Source organism: Citrobacter sp. Cpo071 (assembly GCF_030332765.1).
GTDB lineage: Bacteria > Pseudomonadota > Gammaproteobacteria > Enterobacterales > Enterobacteriaceae > Citrobacter > Citrobacter portucalensis.
On sequence record NZ_JAOWHE010000085.1, the window covers coordinates 923,551 to 940,651 of the forward strand.

Sequence of the window (17,101 nt, forward strand, 5' to 3'; positions counted from 1 at the left end):
GACATTGCTTGATTGAGAGCGAAGGTAACGCTCTGAAAGGGCGTGAGAATTGATAACGATCAAGGCATGCAGGGATGAAAAATGAAGGTTGGTTTTTACATACCCCCAAAGTGGGATATTGTTTTTTAACGTAATATTCTGAATTTAAAGGATTTTAAATAATTCACTTATCATACAAATGTTAAATTCTTTATAAGTGGGTATTAAGGGGTATCCCCCCTGGCAGGCATATTACCAGCACCGTTTTTGCAGACTTTCGTCATGAGCTCACATATAAGTATGTTGTAACTAATTTAGAGCAAAAAAAAGCGCGGTCTAACACCGCGCAATGGATAATCAACTGCTACTACTTTTTTACTTTTTAGAATGCCGTCCGTATACCGCCCAGGTGATGACCACACAAGCGACATAGAAGATCAGAAAGACTTTCATCGCATCGACCGGCGAACCGGTTAACGCCAGGGAGGTACCAAATGCTTTCGGGATAAAGAAGCCGCCAATCGCACCAATGGCTGAGATAAAGCCCAACGCTGCCGCGGTGTCGGTTGCTGCTTCGCGCATTGCTTTCTCTTCTGAACCACCTTCAGCTTTCACTCTGTCCATCGTCAGCTTGCGGAAGATAACGGAGATCATCTGGAAGGTTGAACCACTCCCCAGACCAGCCGTCAGGAACAATGCCAGGAACACCGCGAAGAAGGCGATAAAGTTGCCGCCAACGCCGTTTGATGGCAGCGTCAGGAACAGTAAGGCACTGAAAATAGCCATCAGCACAAAGTTCACCAGCGTTACACGGGTTCCACCCAGACGGTCAGAGATTGCGCCACCCGCTGAACGAGCCAGCGCGCCAATCAACGGTCCAAAGAAGGCGTAATGCAGGATCTGTACCTCAGGAAACTGCGTTTTTGACAACATGGCAAAACCGGCAGAGAAACCGATGAATGAACCGAAGGTTGCCAGATACAGCAGGCTCATAATCCACAGATGCCCACGTTTCAGCACCGGCAATTGCTCTTTCAGCGACGCTTTTGAGGTTGCCAGTTCATTCATACCAAACCATGCAGCCAGCGTTAACACCGCAAGGAACGGTACCCAAATCCATGCGGCGTTTGCCAGATACAGCTGCGTACCATCCGGTTGTTCAACCCCGTGGCTACCAAATGCGGCAAAGATTGACAGTGAAACCACCAGCGGCGCAACCAACTGCATCACGCTGACGCCCATGTTGCCCAGGCCACCGTTCAGACCCAGCGCACCACCCTGTTTCTGTTTTGGAAAGAAGAAACTGATGTTTGCCATGCTGGACGCAAAGTTCGCACCGGCGAAACCGCACAACAGAGAGATAATAATAAAGGTACTAAACGGCGTGGAGGTATCCTGCACCGCAAAACCTAACCATACGCAAGGAATGATCAGGATACCGGTGCTAAACGCTGTCCAGCGACGTCCACCAAACAGGGGAACCATAAAGGAGTACGGTACACGCAGCAGCGCGCCGGACACCGAAGGTAATGCCGTCAGCATGAACAGCTGTTCAGTGGTGAAATCAAATCCGACTTTCGGTAAGTTCACCGCCACGGCGCTAAATAACATCCACACGCAAAACGCCAGCAGCAAGCAAGGGACGGAAATCCACAGGTTACGGCTGGCGATTCGTTGACCACGCTGCTGCCAGAAGGCGGGATCTTCCGGCCGCCATTCGGTAATTACAGCTCCAGATGCCCTTTCCGGGGCAGATGAGTGACTCATAGACACCTCTGATACTTGTTTCGATGCCTGCAACATTAGGGTTTACAGCTGGAGGTAAGTTGATATAAATCAAAGGAAAAGGTGTCATTATTCATGCCTAAAATTTATCATTACCCTAAATGAGTACATAACTTCGGTAAAAAAGATGTGGTTTTTCACGCTTCTGTCGCCCCCTACTCCCCCTCGCCCAGGATCTCTCCCTCCACTGGCAATTAAGAGGTAGCCCGTTTGAGGTATGGGTATACTCCAGTGTATCGCCGAGAATAACGCCACTGCCTGCAGCAGAATCGTCATTCAATAAGGTTTTCTGTTCGACGAAAACCCGAAGGAACAAGTCACCATGTTTAAACGTTGTCTCTCCCCGCTTACGCTGGTCAACCAGGTGGCGCTGATTGTTTTATTGTCCACAGCCATCGGCGTGGCGGGTATGGCTGTCTCCGGCTGGCTGGTTCAGGGCGTTCAGGGTAGCGCCCATGCAATCAACAAAGCGGGATCGCTGCGCATGCAGAGTTATCGCCTGCTGGCAGCCGTACCGCTGGACACTAGCGATCAACCGCTTCTGGATGAATTGGATAAAACGGCATTTAGCCCGGAGTTGACGCGTGCCGCAAAGCGAGACGGACAACAGGCGCAGTTAAAAGCACTACAGGATTACTGGCACACTGAACTGGCGCCGGGGCTTGCGCATGCGCAAACGCCTGATGCGGTAGCGCAGGATGTGACGCGCTTTGTAGGCGGTCTGGATAAGCTGGTTACCGCCTTTGACCATACCACCGAATTACGCATTGAACGCGTCGTCCTGCTGCATCGCCTGATGGCCATATTTATGGCATTGCTGCTGGTTTTCACCATTATCTGGCTGCGCGTGCGCCTGTTAGAGCCGTGGAAGCAGCTGCTGGCGATGGCGCGAGCCGTCAGCCAACGTGATTTTACCCAACGCGCGCGTATCAGCGGGCGTAATGAGATGGCCGCTCTGGGCTCGGCACTGAATAATATGTCGGAAGAACTGGCCGAAAGTTATGCCGTGCTGGAACAGCGGGTGCAGGAAAAAACGGCGGGACTGGAGCACAAAAATCAGATCCTTTCTTTTCTGTGGCAAGCCAACCGCCGCCTGCACTCTCAGGTGCCGTTGTGCGAACGCCTCTCTCCGGTGCTGAACGGTCTGCAAAATTTGACCTTGCTACATGATATTGAACTCCGGGTTTACGACCTGGAAGATGAAGACAATCATCAGGAATTTACCTGTCAGTCCAATGCCAGCTGTGATGAAAAAGGTTGCCATCTGTGTCCTCGCGGAACGCTGCCCGCGATTGACGGCGGGATCACATTGAAATGGCGGCTGACCGATGCGCATACCCAGTATGGTATTCTGCTCGCTACCTTGCCGAACGGACGCCATCTCAGCCACGATCAGCAACAGCTGGTTGATACCCTGGTTGAGCAACTGACCGCAACGCTCGCGCTCGACAGACATCAGGAGCGTCAGCAGCAGTTGATCGTGATGGAAGAGCGTGCCACCATTGCACGCGAACTTCATGATTCTATTGCACAATCGCTCTCTTGTATGAAGATGCAGGTTAGCTGTTTGCAGATGCAGGGCGATGCGCTTTCAGATAACTGTCGCGAGTTGCTCAGCCAGATTCGTAACGAGCTGAATGCTTCATGGGCACAACTGCGTGAGCTGTTAACCACCTTCCGTTTACAGCTCACGGAACCTGGATTACGGCCGGCGCTGGAAGCCAGCTGTCAGGAGTACAGCGCCCGTTTTGGATTTACGGTTAAGCTGGATTATCAGCTACCGCCACGCCTGGTCCCTTCGCATCAGGCGATTCACCTGCTACAAATTGCGCGCGAAGCCCTGAGTAATGCACTTAAACACTCTCAGGCCAATGAAGTGGTCGTGACGGTGGTGCAAAATGGCAAGCAGGTCAAACTAACAGTGCAAGATAACGGCTGCGGCGTACCGGAAAACGCCGAACGCAGTAACCACTACGGCATGATTATAATGCGCGATCGTGCGCAGAGCTTGCGCGGCGATTGCCGCGTACGCCGTCGCGAGACGGGCGGTACTGAAGTTGCTGTCACTTTTATTCCCGAAACAAACTTCACAGAAGTCCAAGGAGATACCCATGAGTAATCTGGAACCGGCAACCATCCTGTTGATCGACGATCATCCGATGCTGCGAACCGGTGTAAAACAGCTTGTCAGCATGGCGCCCGATATTACCGTTGTCGGCGAAGCCAGCAATGGTGAGCAGGGTATCGAGCTGGCTGAATCCCTTGATCCCGATCTGATCCTGCTTGATCTCAACATGCCCGGCATGAACGGTCTGGAAACTCTCGATAAACTGCGTGAAAAGTCACTGTCGGGCCGTATCGTTGTGTTTAGCGTATCCAATCATGAAGAAGACGTAGTTACCGCACTGAAACGCGGCGCTGACGGTTATCTGCTGAAAGATATGGAGCCTGAAGATTTACTCAAAGCCTTACAACAGTCAGCGGCCGGTGAAATGGTGCTGAGTGAAGCCTTAACGCCGGTTCTGGCCGCCAGCCTGCGTGCTAATCGTGCAACGTCGGACCGTGATGTCACCCAACTGACACCGCGTGAGCGCGACATTCTCAAGCTCATTGCCCAGGGACTGCCGAACAAGATGATCGCCCGTCGTCTGGACATCACTGAAAGTACGGTAAAAGTCCATGTGAAGCATATGTTGAAGAAAATGAAGCTCAAATCACGCGTCGAAGCCGCGGTATGGGTACATCAGGAACGCATTTTCTGATAACGCGTTGATGCTTCATTGCTAACGAGGATCATTTTCCGAAACGGTAATAAACGGTTCGGTCAGTGATAGCGTGATCTCATTGGAAGAGACACGCTGACCCTGCTCATCTTCTACCACCACAGACAACCGCCAGCGGTTTGTCGCGCCTTCGCTGCTGTCCCACTTCGGCATAATAATCGTCCAGCCTTGCGCGCTTCGGTTATCGCTACCCGCCGTTAAACTCAACGCCTGGGTATCACCCTGCCAGGTCAAATGGCGGATCCCATGCAAACTACGCACCTGCAGCTTCAGCGCCACCGTCTCACCAGACTTGAGATCCCAGGGCGGCGTGGCCAAAAATACCGACAATGTTTTACGCTGGCGATATTCCAGCGTCGGCAGATTGTTACGCTGCGGATCGTCATAACGACTGCCGCGCAGCGATCGGCTGTTTGCCACCTCGCTGACCATCAGTTGTTTTTTTAGCGGCACGCCAAAGCGGTAATTCAGCGTTAAGCCAAGGTTATTCTGGCTGACTCCGCTTTCGCCCTGCTTATGTTGTGCCGTCACGGTAATCAATGGCACCGGCGTATAGCTCAATCCCAGATTCACCGCCACAGGATTGTGGTACCCGGTTCCGGAATGAAACAAATCCACCCGGTCGCCAAAATACTGTTCCACGCTGACGCTGGTATTGAGGTGTTGATAGAACGGCATGCGCATTTGCGCAGTCAGGTCGTAGCCGCGGGCCATCCGTTGTTCCTGGGTTGCGGAACGCTCCTGCCAGGAGGACAACGGTTGGTAATAGTTAGCGGATAAGCGCAAGTATTCGCCCCACGCCTCGGCGCCAAGGCCTCCCCGGGGCAGATTTTCATCCAACAGGTTGTCATAAAAGGTGTTGTAACCCAGAAACCAGCCGTCGCGTACCCAGCGCTGCCCAATCCCCGCATTGCTGACTAAACCTTCGTCTTGTTGCGTCAGCCCCAACTGGCTCCAGGTTAAATATCGTTGATTGTCCTGCCATGGGATAAACCAACTTCCCCGACTTCCGGTAAAGCTGCCTTCGTTATCCACCTGCAATCCAACGCTGGCGTTTCCCCAGGGAGAGAGCCAGGATTCCAGTTGCTGATTAACCTGTTCGCTGACCGTGTCACGCACCTGACCAAACGCGAACTGCCTCGCCTGTTCACCCGTATCAAGCCCGTTATCGGTCATGCTGGCTTCACCAAACGCTTTGACCATTTCGGCAAAGTGCTTTTCGCCTGCCCGCGACTCCGGCGCCATACCGAGATCGGGCAAGCCATCACTATTGTTATCGAAAGGGTTTTCAGCCTGGTGCACAAAAGATGGCTGCGCGCTGGCAATACCGCCTGCCAGCGGCAAGAGTAGGAGAAGAGAAAATCTGCAGCAAACAAAACGGCTCAAATCGTTACTGGCTTTTATATCATTGAATTTGGGGACCACAGCGTAAATCCTACCTGTCCGACGTCCCCTTTGCAGCTTTTTCTCAAATTTTCAGGAATATCCTTAATCATTGAGTGTGATTTTTTGTGCCAGTAATGTCTTCAGTTCCGGAATACACGATCCGCAATTACTCCCGCAACGTAACGCTTTTCCCAATGCCTGAACCGTATCACAACCGTTAGCGATAGCCTGGGTAATGGCTTTTTCTCCTACGTTAAAACAACTACAAATAGTCGCGCCCTTATCAGCCGTAATACCACCGGGTTTCCCGCCCAACAGTGCGTGACGAGTCTGAGCATTTTCCGGCGTTTGCACGAATGCGCTGAGGATCGCCGCATCATCAATCTGCGGCAGCGTTGCCGCTGACCAGAGCCCAAGCATCAGCTTTCCTTCATGCCAGGCCAACAGATTCAGTCCCTGCTCCCATTTCGCCTGCTGAAGTTGCCAGCTTTGCGTCACACAATATTGTTGCAGCCACGTAGAAATATCGCTGTCGCCCGCCAGCGTATAACGCAAGGCATTGTCAGCACTTTTGCGCCACCAGTGAACGAACCCCGGAAACGTCAGCGCGGAGCGACAAAACAGCTCTCCCAGCCACCGGGGCTGCCATGCCATAATGCGCACCGCTGTCTGTTTGCTTTCCGGCTGTCCAGAGTCAGGATCACAAATCGGCGCCACCAATGCATTTACCCGCCCTTGACGGGCAAAATGATTATTCCAATGCATTGAAGTGAAGACGCTCCCTGGCCGCTGTCCACGGTAAATGGTCACCCTACCAACCATTACGCCGAGCGGGGAGTTAACCCGGCATAGCGCACCTTCATTCAGCTTGAAGCGATAGGCATCCTCTGGTGCAATTTCTACCAGCGGTTCATTGATGTGCTGCATCAGGCGTGAAATCGTCCCCGTCCGCGTCATAGTGTGCCACTGATCGCGAATGCGACCACTGTTTAGCACCAATGGATAGAGGGCATCACAGGCCGTTTTCATCCCCTGTGGTGTAACAGATACCAGGCGTAAACGTTGGTTACCACGCCACCCCTGCCAAAAATTTAGCGTTGATGAGCCGGTACTCACTGGCCAGCGAACCGGCGTCATCTCATCCCACTGTTGATGCGTCAGCTCCGCTAACGCGCCGATATCAAATGCACGTTCCCCCCTGTTTTCATAACCGGAAAGCGCCGCATGTTCACAAAATACCTCCCATGCGCTTTGCCAGCCAAACGCATGGGCAAAACCCAACTGTTTCGCCATTTGCGCAACGATCCACCAGTCCGCCCTCGTCTCACCCGGCGCAGGTAAAAATGCACGCTGGCGCGAGATCCGTCGTTCTGAGTTCGTCACCGTACCGTTTTTTTCGCCCCAGGCCTGCGCCGGAAACCGAATATGCGCGTAGCGGCTGGTATCCGTGTCTGCCACGACTTCAGAGACGATCACCAGTGGACAGGCTGCCAACGCCTGGCACACGGCATGGCTGTCCGGTAATGACACCGCCGGGTTTGTCCCCATGATCCATACCGCTTTAACGTCGCCTTTACCGATCGCCTCAAACAAATCCACGGCCATCAAACCAGGCGTCTGCGCCAACCTTTCAGTCCCCCAGAAGCGGGAAAGGCGGGCAAGATCCTGGGGTTCAAAATTCATATGCGCCGCCAGCTGCGTCGCCAACCCGCCAACTTCCCGGCCGCCCATCGCATTGGGTTGCCCGGTCAGCGAAAATGGACCGCACCCCTGTCGACCAAACTTACCGCTGGCCAAATGCACGTTAATAATCGCATTACACTTATCGCTACCGCTGGCAGACTGGTTAATGCCCATGGTGTATAACGTGATGGCTGTTGGCGCGCGCATAAACCAGTCATAGAAGGTGACAACATCGGCAACATCCAGCCCGCAAAACTGCGCCACACGCGCGAGGCTCCAGTCGTGCGCGATAGCAAACGTTTCTACAGCGTCATCAAATTCACTTTGCGCATTCCCCTCAGCCACAATCGTGTTCAGTAAGCCGACAAACAGCCCAGCATCGCTACCGGGCAGCAGGGAAAGATGCAGATCGGCGATATCACAGGTTGCGGTGCGACGAGGATCGATAACCACGACTTTCATCGACGGATTAGCATTACGCGCCTGCACCAGACGCTGATACAGCACCGGATGCGTCCATGCTGCATTCGATCCCACCAATACCACCAAATCACTGCGTTCGATGTCCTCATAACTGCAGGGCACGACATCCGCTCCCAGCGCCCGCTTGTATCCGGTCACCGCAGACGACATACAAAGCCGCGAATTGGTATCAATATTGGCCGCGCCAATGAAGCCTTTCATCAGCTTATTCGCCGCATAGTAATCCTCCGTCAGCAGTTGCCCAGAGGCATAAAAGGCCACGGCATGCGGTCCATGCTGAGCGATGATAGCGCGCAGACGTTCACCGGCGGTGTCCAGCGCCTGCGACCAACTCGCCGTTTCGCCATCCACCATCGGTTGCAACAACCTGCCGCTAAGTCCTGTGGTTTCAGCCAGCGCCGCGCCTTTGACGCACAAGCGGCCAAAGTTTGCCGGATGTTCGGGGTCGCCTCTGACGGTGACGCCATTATCGTCTACCTGCGCAATCACGCCGCAGCCAACGCCACAGTACGGGCACGTTGTACGAGTCTCACTCATGATGCCTCCGCCCGCAGGATCAACGCCTGAGTTCCCACCCACACTTTGCCCGCCTCCACTTTCACCGGCCAGGCGCGTACCGCCTGTTCTCCGCTGTCATACTGGCGGCCATCGCGCAGACGAATACGTTGTTTATACAGCGGCGAGATAACAATCGGCTCACCCTGCACATCCCCCAGAATACCGCGCGATAACACCTGCGCAGCGCTACCGGGTTCAAGGTTATCAAGGGCATAAATCGTCTGCCCAAAGCGGAATAATGCAATTTGCACATCTCCCAGACGTGCGCCAATACCCGCCTGCTCAGGGATAGCATCAAGGGCGCATATCTCCTGCCAGGGTTTTGTCGGTAATGACTCACGGCCCCTGGATGCAGGTTTAGCCAACTGCGGTTGCCCGCGTAAAGGCGCACGGGCAACCGTCTCATCCGCCTCATCACTATTGATATATGAACGAAACAGCGCCAGACGCTGCGGGCTACTGAGCGTGGTTTGCCATTCGCACTGGTAGCTTTCCACAACCCGCGCCATCTCTTGTTCCAGTTCACTGGCAATCCCTAAACTGTCGTCGAGGATCACTTCACGCAAATACGCAATGCCCCCTTCCAGGTTATCCATCCAGGTGCTGGTACGTTGCAGACGATCCGCGGTGCGAATGTAGAACATCAGGAAACGGTCGATAGTGCGCATCAGCGCGGTATCATCTAAATCACTGGCAAACAAATCGGCATGGCGTGGTTTCATTCCTCCATTGCCGCACAGATAGAGATTCCAGCCTTTATCCGTCGCAATGACGCCCACATCCTTACTCTGTGCCTCGGCACATTCCCGGGTACAACCGGACACCGCCATTTTAATTTTGTGTGGTGCACGCAACCCTTTGTAGCGATTTTCAAGCATCACCGCCATTGCCGTTGAATCCTGTACGCCGTAGCGACACCAGGTCGATCCAACGCAGGACTTCACCGTTCGCAACGACTTCCCGTACGCATGTCCTGTTTCAAATCCCGCAGCCACCAGTTCGCGCCAGATATCGGGTAACTGTTCCAGACGCGCGCCGAAAAGATCCACCCGTTGCCCGCCGGTGATTTTGCTGTACAGCTGATAACGTTTCGCAATCTGTCCTATGGCGATCAGGCCGTCCGGTGTGACCTCTCCCGCAGGCATACGCGGGACCACAGAATAGGAACCGTCTTTTTGAATATTGGCAAAATAGCGATCGTTCGTGTCCTGCAGCGGTAAGTGCGCTGGTTTAAGCAGATACTCATTCCAGCAGGACGCCAGCACTGACCCCACCAGAGGTTTACAGATTTCGCAGCCGTGACCCTGGCCGTAACGGCTAATCAACTGTTCGAAAGTATGGATATGGTTCACCCGTACAAGGTGATAAATCTCCTGGCGCGACCAGGGAAAATGTTCACAGATATCCTTTTTGACCTCAACGCCCTGGGCCGCAAGTTGGTGCTCCATCACCTGTTTCACCAGCGCGCTGCATCCGCCACAACCGGTCGCCGCTTTAGTGCACTGTTTGATGGCGCCAATGTCCGTCGCACCAGCACTTACCGCCCGGCATATATCGGCCTTACTGACGTTATGACAAGAGCAGATTTGCGCTGTATCGGGCAATGCCGCAACCCCAAGCGCTTTTGGCGCACCGCCCGCCAGCGCGGGCAGGATCAGCGATTCCGGCTGACCAGGAAGCGGCATCCCATTCAACATCATTTGCAATAGCGTGGCGTAATCGCCAGCATCGCCAACCAGCACTCCGCCCAACAGCGTTTTGCCCTCTGCGCTGACGACGATCTTTTTGTAGATCTGCTCGGGACCATGCGTCCATTGATAGCTTTTCGCGCCCGGCGTACGGGCATGCGCATCGCCAAAAGAAGCGACATCAACGCCCAGCAGCTTGAGCTTGGTGCTCATATCCGCACCGCTAAAACTGACATCTTCTCCGGCCAGCTGTGCGGCGACTACCCGCGCCATTTGATATCCCGGCGCGACAAGGCCAAAGACTCGCCCTTCCCACAGCGCACATTCGCCGATCGCAAAAATGGCGTCATCTGACGTGCGACAGTGGCTATCGATACAAATCCCACCGCGTTCGCCAATATCTAAACCACTGCGACGCGCCAGCGCATCCTGCGGACGAATACCCGCAGAAAAAACCACCATTTCGGTTTCCAGCTTTTCGCCGTCGGCAAAGTGCAGTACCAGTCCGTCAGTGGTGCTTTCAATTTCCGTGGTCGATTTTGCGGTGTGGACGCCAACGCCGAGCGCCTCTATCTTTTCTCGTAACATCGCGGCACCGGCGTTATCCAGCTGCACCGCCATCAGATTAGCGGCAAACTCAACAACATGCGTTTCCAGCCCAAGCTGACGCAGCGCGTTCGCAGCCTCCAGACCAAGCAGGCCACCGCCGATCACCACCCCGCGGCGCGCACTTTTCGCTTTCGCTGCAATGGCATCCAAATCGTCCAACGTACGATAAACAAAGCAGGCGGGTGAGTCCCCACCTTTCACAGGGGGGACAAACGGATACGATCCGGTGGCAAGCACCAGCGAATCCCAGTGGGTTTCATGTCCGTCGGCGTTGCGGATGACGCGCATCTCACGATCGATCTCGGTCACGCATTGCCCCAAACGTAGCTCTATGCCACTACGGGCAAAGAAATCATCAGCGACAAGCGAAAGTGATTGCGCGCTGCGCCCGGCGAAATACTCTGACAGATGCACCCGGTCATAGGCGGCATAACGTTCTTCGCCAAACACCACAATGTGATAATGCAAATGCAGATTACGGCTTACGCATTGCTCAAGAAAATGGTGGCCAACCATACCGTGTCCCACAACAGCCAGCGTCGGTTTTGTCATCGTCATCTGTCCTGCAGCCGATGGCTGCGTATCAAAGCGGTCGAAGAGCCAGTCGGAGTGGGCTGTCGCCCCCTGGGCCAGCAAATCGGTTAATGGCGCTGCGCTATGGCAATCGCCCATCAGCAGCACACCATGGAGTTTTCCATCACGCGTCAGCAAGCGGCGATAGTGCCCGCTGAGCGGATCGTATGTGCTCAGGGTGGCATCCGTCGCCGTCGTGTCCGTTACGCCTGCACTAAACAGATCAATTCCCGTCACCTTGAGGCGCGTTCCGCTCGCCTGCCAGCCAAATCCGGCACCGGTAAAACCCGCCAGTCGCGCAGCCAACACCTCAGCCTGTTTCAGGCACGGCGCAACCAGTCCCCACGTCTGGCCGTTAATCTCGCAGCATTCCCCAACGGCGCTAATGCCGGGCATTGAGGTGCGAAGCTGTTCATCCACCACGATCCCCTGCTGACAAACAACACCGCACGCCTGCGCCAGGGTGATATTGGGTTTGACCCCCGTGGCAATCACCACGCCATTCGCCGCAATACGCTGGCCATCGAGCAACGTTACGCAGTCGGCTTCGATACTGACGAGCCCGGAACTAAGCTCGCAGCGAATACCGCGTCCTGTTAGTTGTGCCTGCAACAGATCGCTGGCCTGTTGATCAAGCTGTTGTTCCATCAGCCTTCCCGCGCGATGAATCAACGTGACATCGTCACCGTGAAGACGTAAGGCTGCCGCGGCCTCCACGCCGAGAACGCCACCACCCAACACCACCTTTGGCCCAGACCGTTGGAGAATCGCCTCGACATCCTGCATCGTGCGAAAAGCATGAACATGCGGTTGTTGGACGCCGGGAATGGGCGGAATAAACGGATACGATCCGGTGGCAAATACCAGCTCATCCCAGAACAAAAGCCGTTTTGTGGTGGTCAGGCTGCGGCTGGTGGCATCAACGGCCAACACAGCTTCATCGCTCAGAACCGTCACGCCGTGATCGAGATACCACTGCGCCGGATGAAGCAAAGTTTGCGCAAAGGGCTTTTCTCCCCCCAGCACCGGGGAAAGTTGGATCCGGTTGTAGGCAAGCTGCGGCTCTTCACCAATAACGGTGACGGAAATGCCGCCGTTTTTGTACATAACAAGCGCCTCAATCAGACGAGTTGCCGCCATGCCATGACCCACAATGACCAGTCGCGTCATCTTCCCCTCCTTACGCCGCCTTCGGCTGTTTCTCATACAGAAAATGGAGAATGCGTTGTCGCAGGTGGTGGTATCGGCTGTCATCGGCAAGCTGGACCCGATTGCGTGGGCGCGGTAAATCAACCGTCATGATCTCGCCCACCGTCGCCGCTGGCCCGTTGGTCATCATCAGAACCCGGTCGGAAAGCAGCACCGCTTCATCAACGTCGTGAGTGATCAGCACAATGGTGGTATTCAGCGACTGCTGGATGTGCATCACCGTATCCTGCAAATGCGCCCTGGTGAGCGCATCCAGTGCGCCAAACGGTTCATCCATAAGCAGGACTTTGGGTTTCATCGCCAGCGCCCGGGCAATGCCCACGCGTTGCTTCATCCCACCAGAGACTTCACCGGGGTGTTTGTGCATCGCGTGGCCCATCTGGACGCGGTGCAGGTTGTGTTCGATCCACTCACGTCGCTCGGCTTTACTCATGGTGTGGCGAAAGACCTGATCGACGGCCAGGGCTACGTTGTCGAAACAGGTCAGCCACGGCAGCAGCGAATGGTTTTGGAAAACGACCGCCCGCTCAGGCCCCGGCCCGGCGATTTCGCGGTTATCGCAAATCAGGCCACCTTCAGTAGGCAGCGTAATGCCGGCAATCAGATTCAAAAGCGTCGACTTTCCGCAACCGGAGTGACCAATCAAACTCACGGTCTCCCCTTCATGGATATCAAAAGAAACATTGTGTAGCGCGAGGAACTCACCGCTGGCGGTCGAAAAACGTTGGCTGACCGCCTGGACCTGAATAATGGGTTTCATGTTGTCTCCTTATTTTTCCTGCCAGCTATAACGACGCGCCACCAGCATTAGCCCCTGCTCAAGCAGCAGACCGACAACGCCGATGATGACGATAGCGATGAGAATGTTTTCGACATTAAGGTTGTTCCACTCATTCCAGATCCAAAAACCAATCCCCAACCCGCCGGTGAGCATTTCTGCTGCCACAATCACCAACCAGGCGATGCCGATCGACAGGCGTACGCCAGTGAGGATCGCCGGCAGCACGGCGGGGAAAAGTATCCGCCGCATCACCGTCCACTCAGAGAGTTGCAGTACGCGAGCAACGTTGAGGTAATCGTCAGGGATTCTCCGCACCCCTTCGGCGGTGTTGATCACCATCGGCCATATAGAGCAGATAAAGATGGTCCAGCTCGATGCGGGTTCCGCTTTTTGAAACAACAGCAGTCCAATCGGCAGCCAGGCCAGCGGACTGACCGGGCGCAACAGCGCAATCAGCGGCGAAAACATGTGCGAAAAGAAGGTGAAACGCCCAATCAGAAAGCCCAGCGGGATCCCCACCAGCGCCGCTAATCCGAAACCGATCGCGACCCGTTGCAACGACGCCAGCACGTTCCAGCCGATACCCATATCATTCGGCCCGCCGTTATAGAACGGATCGGCAAACAACGTCAGGGCTGAATCCAGGGTGCTCAGCGGCGTCGGAAAGCCTTTGCTGTTGATGGCGGCCAGTTGCCAGCACACCACCAGCAAGGCAATCCCCAACAGAGCGGGTACGGCGCGTCTTAGCCATGTACTAAGCCTCATTGACCATGGCATTTTGCGCTTTCTGACCTTCATCGTTGATAGCGTGATGACCTCACCGACTACCGGCTCAGGGGATTTAAGCTGCGTATTTTGTTTCATCTCAGGCTCCTGTACGGTGGAGGGTAAAACTGTTGGCATAGGCTTCTGGATTGCGGCCATCCCATACGGAACCGTCCATCAGCGTACTGGTTCGTAGCAATTTCGCAGGAGGTGTTATCCCTCCAACCGCCGCTGCCGCATCGCGCCAGATGTCGGTCCGGTTGATGCGCGCGGCAATGGCTGCATAATCCGGTTGCTGCTTCAACAATCCCCAACGGCGGAACTGGGTCAGAAACCACATGCCATCGGAATGCCAGGGGAAACTCACCTCGCCGTCGCGAAAAAAGCGGATGGCATGCGGATCCTGCCAGCGACGACCGGCACCGTTGTCGTACTCGCCCAGCATTCTCGCCGTCAGATAGCCTTCTTTGGTATTGAGCCAGGCCCGGCGCGCCAGAATTTGTGCTGTTTCGCGTTTATTGGCTTCACTGGCGTCTATCCAGCGCGATGCCTCAAGCAGCGCGCTAACCAGTGCCCGGGCAGTATGTGGATATTTTTCTACCCACTCCCGGCGCGTACCGAGTACTTTTTCCGGATGGTCGGGCCAGATATCCTGGGACGTCGCCGCGGTAAAACCGATGCGGTCATTGATCGCCCGCGCATTCCACGGTTCGCCGACGCAGAAGCCACTCATATTGCCAATGCGCATGTTCATCACCATTTGCGGAGGCGGTACCACAACGGTGCGAACATCGGTGAAAGGATTGATGTCAGCGCTGGCCAGCCAGTAATAGAGCCACATGGCATGTGTGCCAGTGGGAAAGGTGTGCGCGAAGGTATAGGTTCCAGGCGCCTGCGAGACGATCAGTTTCTTCAGCGCAGACGCATCGGTAATCCCCTGCTCCAGCAGCGTTGCGGAGAGCGTGATCGCTTGCCCGTTCTGATTGAGCGTCATCAGATTGGCCATGGGCTGCGCTTTACTGGCAATACCCAGTTCCAGGCCATACAACAGGCCGTACAGAACATGAGCCGCATCCAGCTCTCCAGAGACCAGTTTGTCACGCACTGCAGCCCAACTGGCCTCTTTGGTCGGCACCAGCGTAATGCCGTATTTTTTATCAAAACCTTTCAACGTGGCGATAACCAGCGGCGCGCAGTCGGTTAGCGGAATAAAACCGACCCGAACGGTAGTCATCTCCGGCGCATCAGACCCCGCCGCCCAGACCGAAGACATCAGTCCTGGAATCAGCGAGCTGACCCCCATCACGGCACTTGCCTGTAAAAACCGCCGCCGCGTTAACGAAACTGTTCTGTCACCCATACATGCTCCCCATAAAAAAAGGCGTCCAACAATGCCGAAGCATTGCGGGACGCCTTTATCCTCAAAACAGTCAGACCGCCGTTGGCCTGCTGCTAAATTGTCTGTATGAGTTAATGCAATTCAGATGCCAGAATTACACTGGCGGTTTTAGCGGGTTCGACGCGTACCAGACGCCGCGGTGCACCCAAATATGGCAGACACTGCCCGCCTGTTGTGCAGTCGCTATCCCTGCATCAGGGATTTAACGGTAAGCAATGCCCGGGCGATATCGACCATCCGTTGGTTTTTATCCATCGCCATTTTTCGCAATAGCTGCCACGCCTGTTCTTCGCTGACCTGCTGGTAATTCATCAGGATGCTTTTTGCTTTATCAATCACCTTGCGCTCCTCTAAGGCATCCTGCAATGAGGCAAGTTGGGCGCTCATTTGCTCCAGCTGGCGAGCCTGCTGGCGAACAACCCACAATAATTGTTTATCCCGGCGCAGTGAGAGGGGTTCGTCAGCACGGTCGTCAAGCCAGTTGTCGAGCGGCAAGGCGTAGGTTTCTTCCGCCAGCCGACGCGCCACGGCGTTCAGCAATTCGGTAATCAACATCTCTTCGAGATGGCGTAATTGTTCAAGGCGCTGCGTCTGTAGGGTAAACCAGCGTAGCGCGTGTTCACCGTTATCGAGTTGAGGTTGTCTCGTACAGGCCTGGCGCCGCAGTTGTTCGATGGCGCCCGATGCCTCGCATTGCTGACGAAAATGCTGCACCAGTACAGGCGAAGCCAGGGAGATAAAGGTATCAAAGCACGGCTGCTGCCCGTCTATTCTGTCCACCAGCTCCTGGCGCATTTGAGGGTTAAACTCGCCCTGGGTAAAGCCAATGGCCCCTAACGCCCGCTCTTGTCCTACCAGCTCTTTACCCTGCATAAAACTGTATAGCGCCACCAGCCCACCTGCGACATGGGGATAATCGATGCTGTCGTTAAGCTGCGGCACAATACCCAGCAGATGGCGTAACGTCCGGCTGTACTGCTCCATCGCCTGCTGAGCATCGATAGTCTGCCCGCTGACAGACTCACGCAGCGTCGTTAACTGATCGAGGCACCAGACGGTGCCAGCAATGCGGTGGCACAACGCACTGCCCGCCACCGGCATAATGTGCTGGAAAAGGATATGCAGTTGACGACACTCTTCATCCACCAGCGCCCGACTGGCACGGACATCCCGCTCATAAAGCGTACCTTGAGAACACAACCAGATATTGGATGCACCGCGTTCGCACTGTAGCATATGCACCAGATGGCTAATACGCATTACCAACTTACCGGACTGTGCCAGTTGGCGAAGCTGGGTGTTCTCAAGCTGGCGGGCATGGCGAAACCATTGCGTCGCGCCGGAATTTTGTGCATTTGTCATCATCTCTGCCCTCACCGATAACGGGTTATCCCTGAGGATAAGCAATATCCATGCCCCC

General features: G+C 54.9%; 10 protein-coding genes. 2 read left to right on the forward strand and 8 right to left on the reverse strand.

The window, feature by feature from the left end; translation table 11 throughout:
- Window positions 1–354 precede the first annotated feature (354 nt).
- Entirely contained in the window at window positions 355–1,746 is a 1,392-nt protein-coding gene (locus tag OGY09_RS21565; protein WP_003833390.1) for a NarK family nitrate/nitrite MFS transporter, read from the reverse strand.
- Window positions 1,747–2,086: 340 nt separating this feature from the next.
- On the opposite strand from OGY09_RS21565, the gene narX reads away from it, so the two are divergent.
- The gene (gene narX, locus OGY09_RS21570; protein ID WP_032943698.1) at window positions 2,087–3,883 is read left to right on the forward strand and encodes a nitrate/nitrite two-component system sensor histidine kinase NarX; all 1,797 of its coding nucleotides are present in this window, start codon (window positions 2,087–2,089) and stop codon (window positions 3,881–3,883) included.
- A complete protein-coding gene (gene narL, locus OGY09_RS21575) occupies window positions 3,876–4,526 on the forward strand; it encodes a two-component system response regulator NarL (RefSeq protein ID WP_003833392.1) in 651 nt (216 codons plus the stop codon). The genes narX and narL overlap by 8 nt, the downstream gene beginning before the upstream one ends.
- 21 nt (window positions 4,527–4,547) lie before the next feature.
- Here the strand turns inward: narL and OGY09_RS21580 are convergent, their stop codons facing one another.
- From OGY09_RS21580 to nasR, 7 genes are all read right to left on the reverse strand, one after another.
- Window positions 4,548–5,933, reverse strand: a complete 1,386-nt coding sequence (locus OGY09_RS21580) for a YchO/YchP family invasin (RefSeq protein ID WP_050592539.1) — start codon at window positions 5,931–5,933, stop codon at window positions 4,548–4,550.
- 102 nt (window positions 5,934–6,035) lie between these two features.
- Window positions 6,036–8,636 (reverse strand): nitrate reductase, encoded by a 2,601-nt coding sequence (locus OGY09_RS21585; protein ID WP_032943699.1) that lies wholly within the window; start codon window positions 8,634–8,636, stop codon window positions 6,036–6,038.
- Window positions 8,633–12,697, reverse strand: coding sequence for a nitrite reductase large subunit NirB (gene nirB, locus OGY09_RS21590; protein ID WP_080685922.1), 4,065 nt, complete (start codon window positions 12,695–12,697; stop codon window positions 8,633–8,635). The genes OGY09_RS21585 and nirB overlap by 4 nt, the downstream gene beginning before the upstream one ends.
- Window positions 12,698–12,707: 10 nt before the next feature.
- A complete protein-coding gene (locus OGY09_RS21595; RefSeq protein WP_032943701.1) occupies window positions 12,708–13,496 on the reverse strand; it encodes an ABC transporter ATP-binding protein in 789 nt (262 codons plus the stop codon).
- A gap of 9 nt (window positions 13,497–13,505) precedes the next feature.
- Entirely contained in the window at window positions 13,506–14,381 is an 876-nt protein-coding gene (gene ntrB, locus OGY09_RS21600; protein ID WP_032943702.1) for a nitrate ABC transporter permease, read from the reverse strand.
- A 1-nt stretch (window position 14,382) separates the two neighbouring features.
- Complete coding sequence (locus OGY09_RS21605) at window positions 14,383–15,642, reverse strand: CmpA/NrtA family ABC transporter substrate-binding protein (RefSeq protein ID WP_008784967.1); 1,260 nt, start codon at window positions 15,640–15,642, stop codon at window positions 14,383–14,385.
- A 222-nt stretch (window positions 15,643–15,864) separates the two neighbouring features.
- On the reverse strand, window positions 15,865–17,046 hold the full coding sequence (gene nasR, locus OGY09_RS21610; protein WP_080685923.1) for a nitrate regulatory protein NasR: 1,182 nt from the start codon (window positions 17,044–17,046) through the stop codon (window positions 15,865–15,867).
- Window positions 17,047–17,101: the final 55 nt, after the last annotated feature.

Coding starts and splice junctions, on each gene's coding strand:
- narL (WP_003833392.1), top strand. CDS start 3,876: ATGAGTAATCTGGAACCGGCAACCATCCTGTTGATCGACGATCATCCG.
- nirB (WP_080685922.1), bottom strand. CDS start 12,697: ATGACGCGACTGGTCATTGTGGGTCATGGCATGGCGGCAACTCGTCTG.
- nasR (WP_080685923.1), bottom strand. CDS start 17,046: ATGATGACAAATGCACAAAATTCCGGCGCGACGCAATGGTTTCGCCAT.
- ntrB (WP_032943702.1), bottom strand. CDS start 14,381: ATGAAACAAAATACGCAGCTTAAATCCCCTGAGCCGGTAGTCGGTGAG.
- OGY09_RS21585 (WP_032943699.1), bottom strand. CDS start 8,636: ATGAGTGAGACTCGTACAACGTGCCCGTACTGTGGCGTTGGCTGCGGC.
- OGY09_RS21595 (WP_032943701.1), bottom strand. CDS start 13,496: ATGAAACCCATTATTCAGGTCCAGGCGGTCAGCCAACGTTTTTCGACC.
- OGY09_RS21565 (WP_003833390.1), bottom strand. CDS start 1,746: ATGAGTCACTCATCTGCCCCGGAAAGGGCATCTGGAGCTGTAATTACC.
- OGY09_RS21605 (WP_008784967.1), bottom strand. CDS start 15,642: ATGGGTGACAGAACAGTTTCGTTAACGCGGCGGCGGTTTTTACAGGCA.
- narX (WP_032943698.1), top strand. CDS start 2,087: ATGTTTAAACGTTGTCTCTCCCCGCTTACGCTGGTCAACCAGGTGGCG.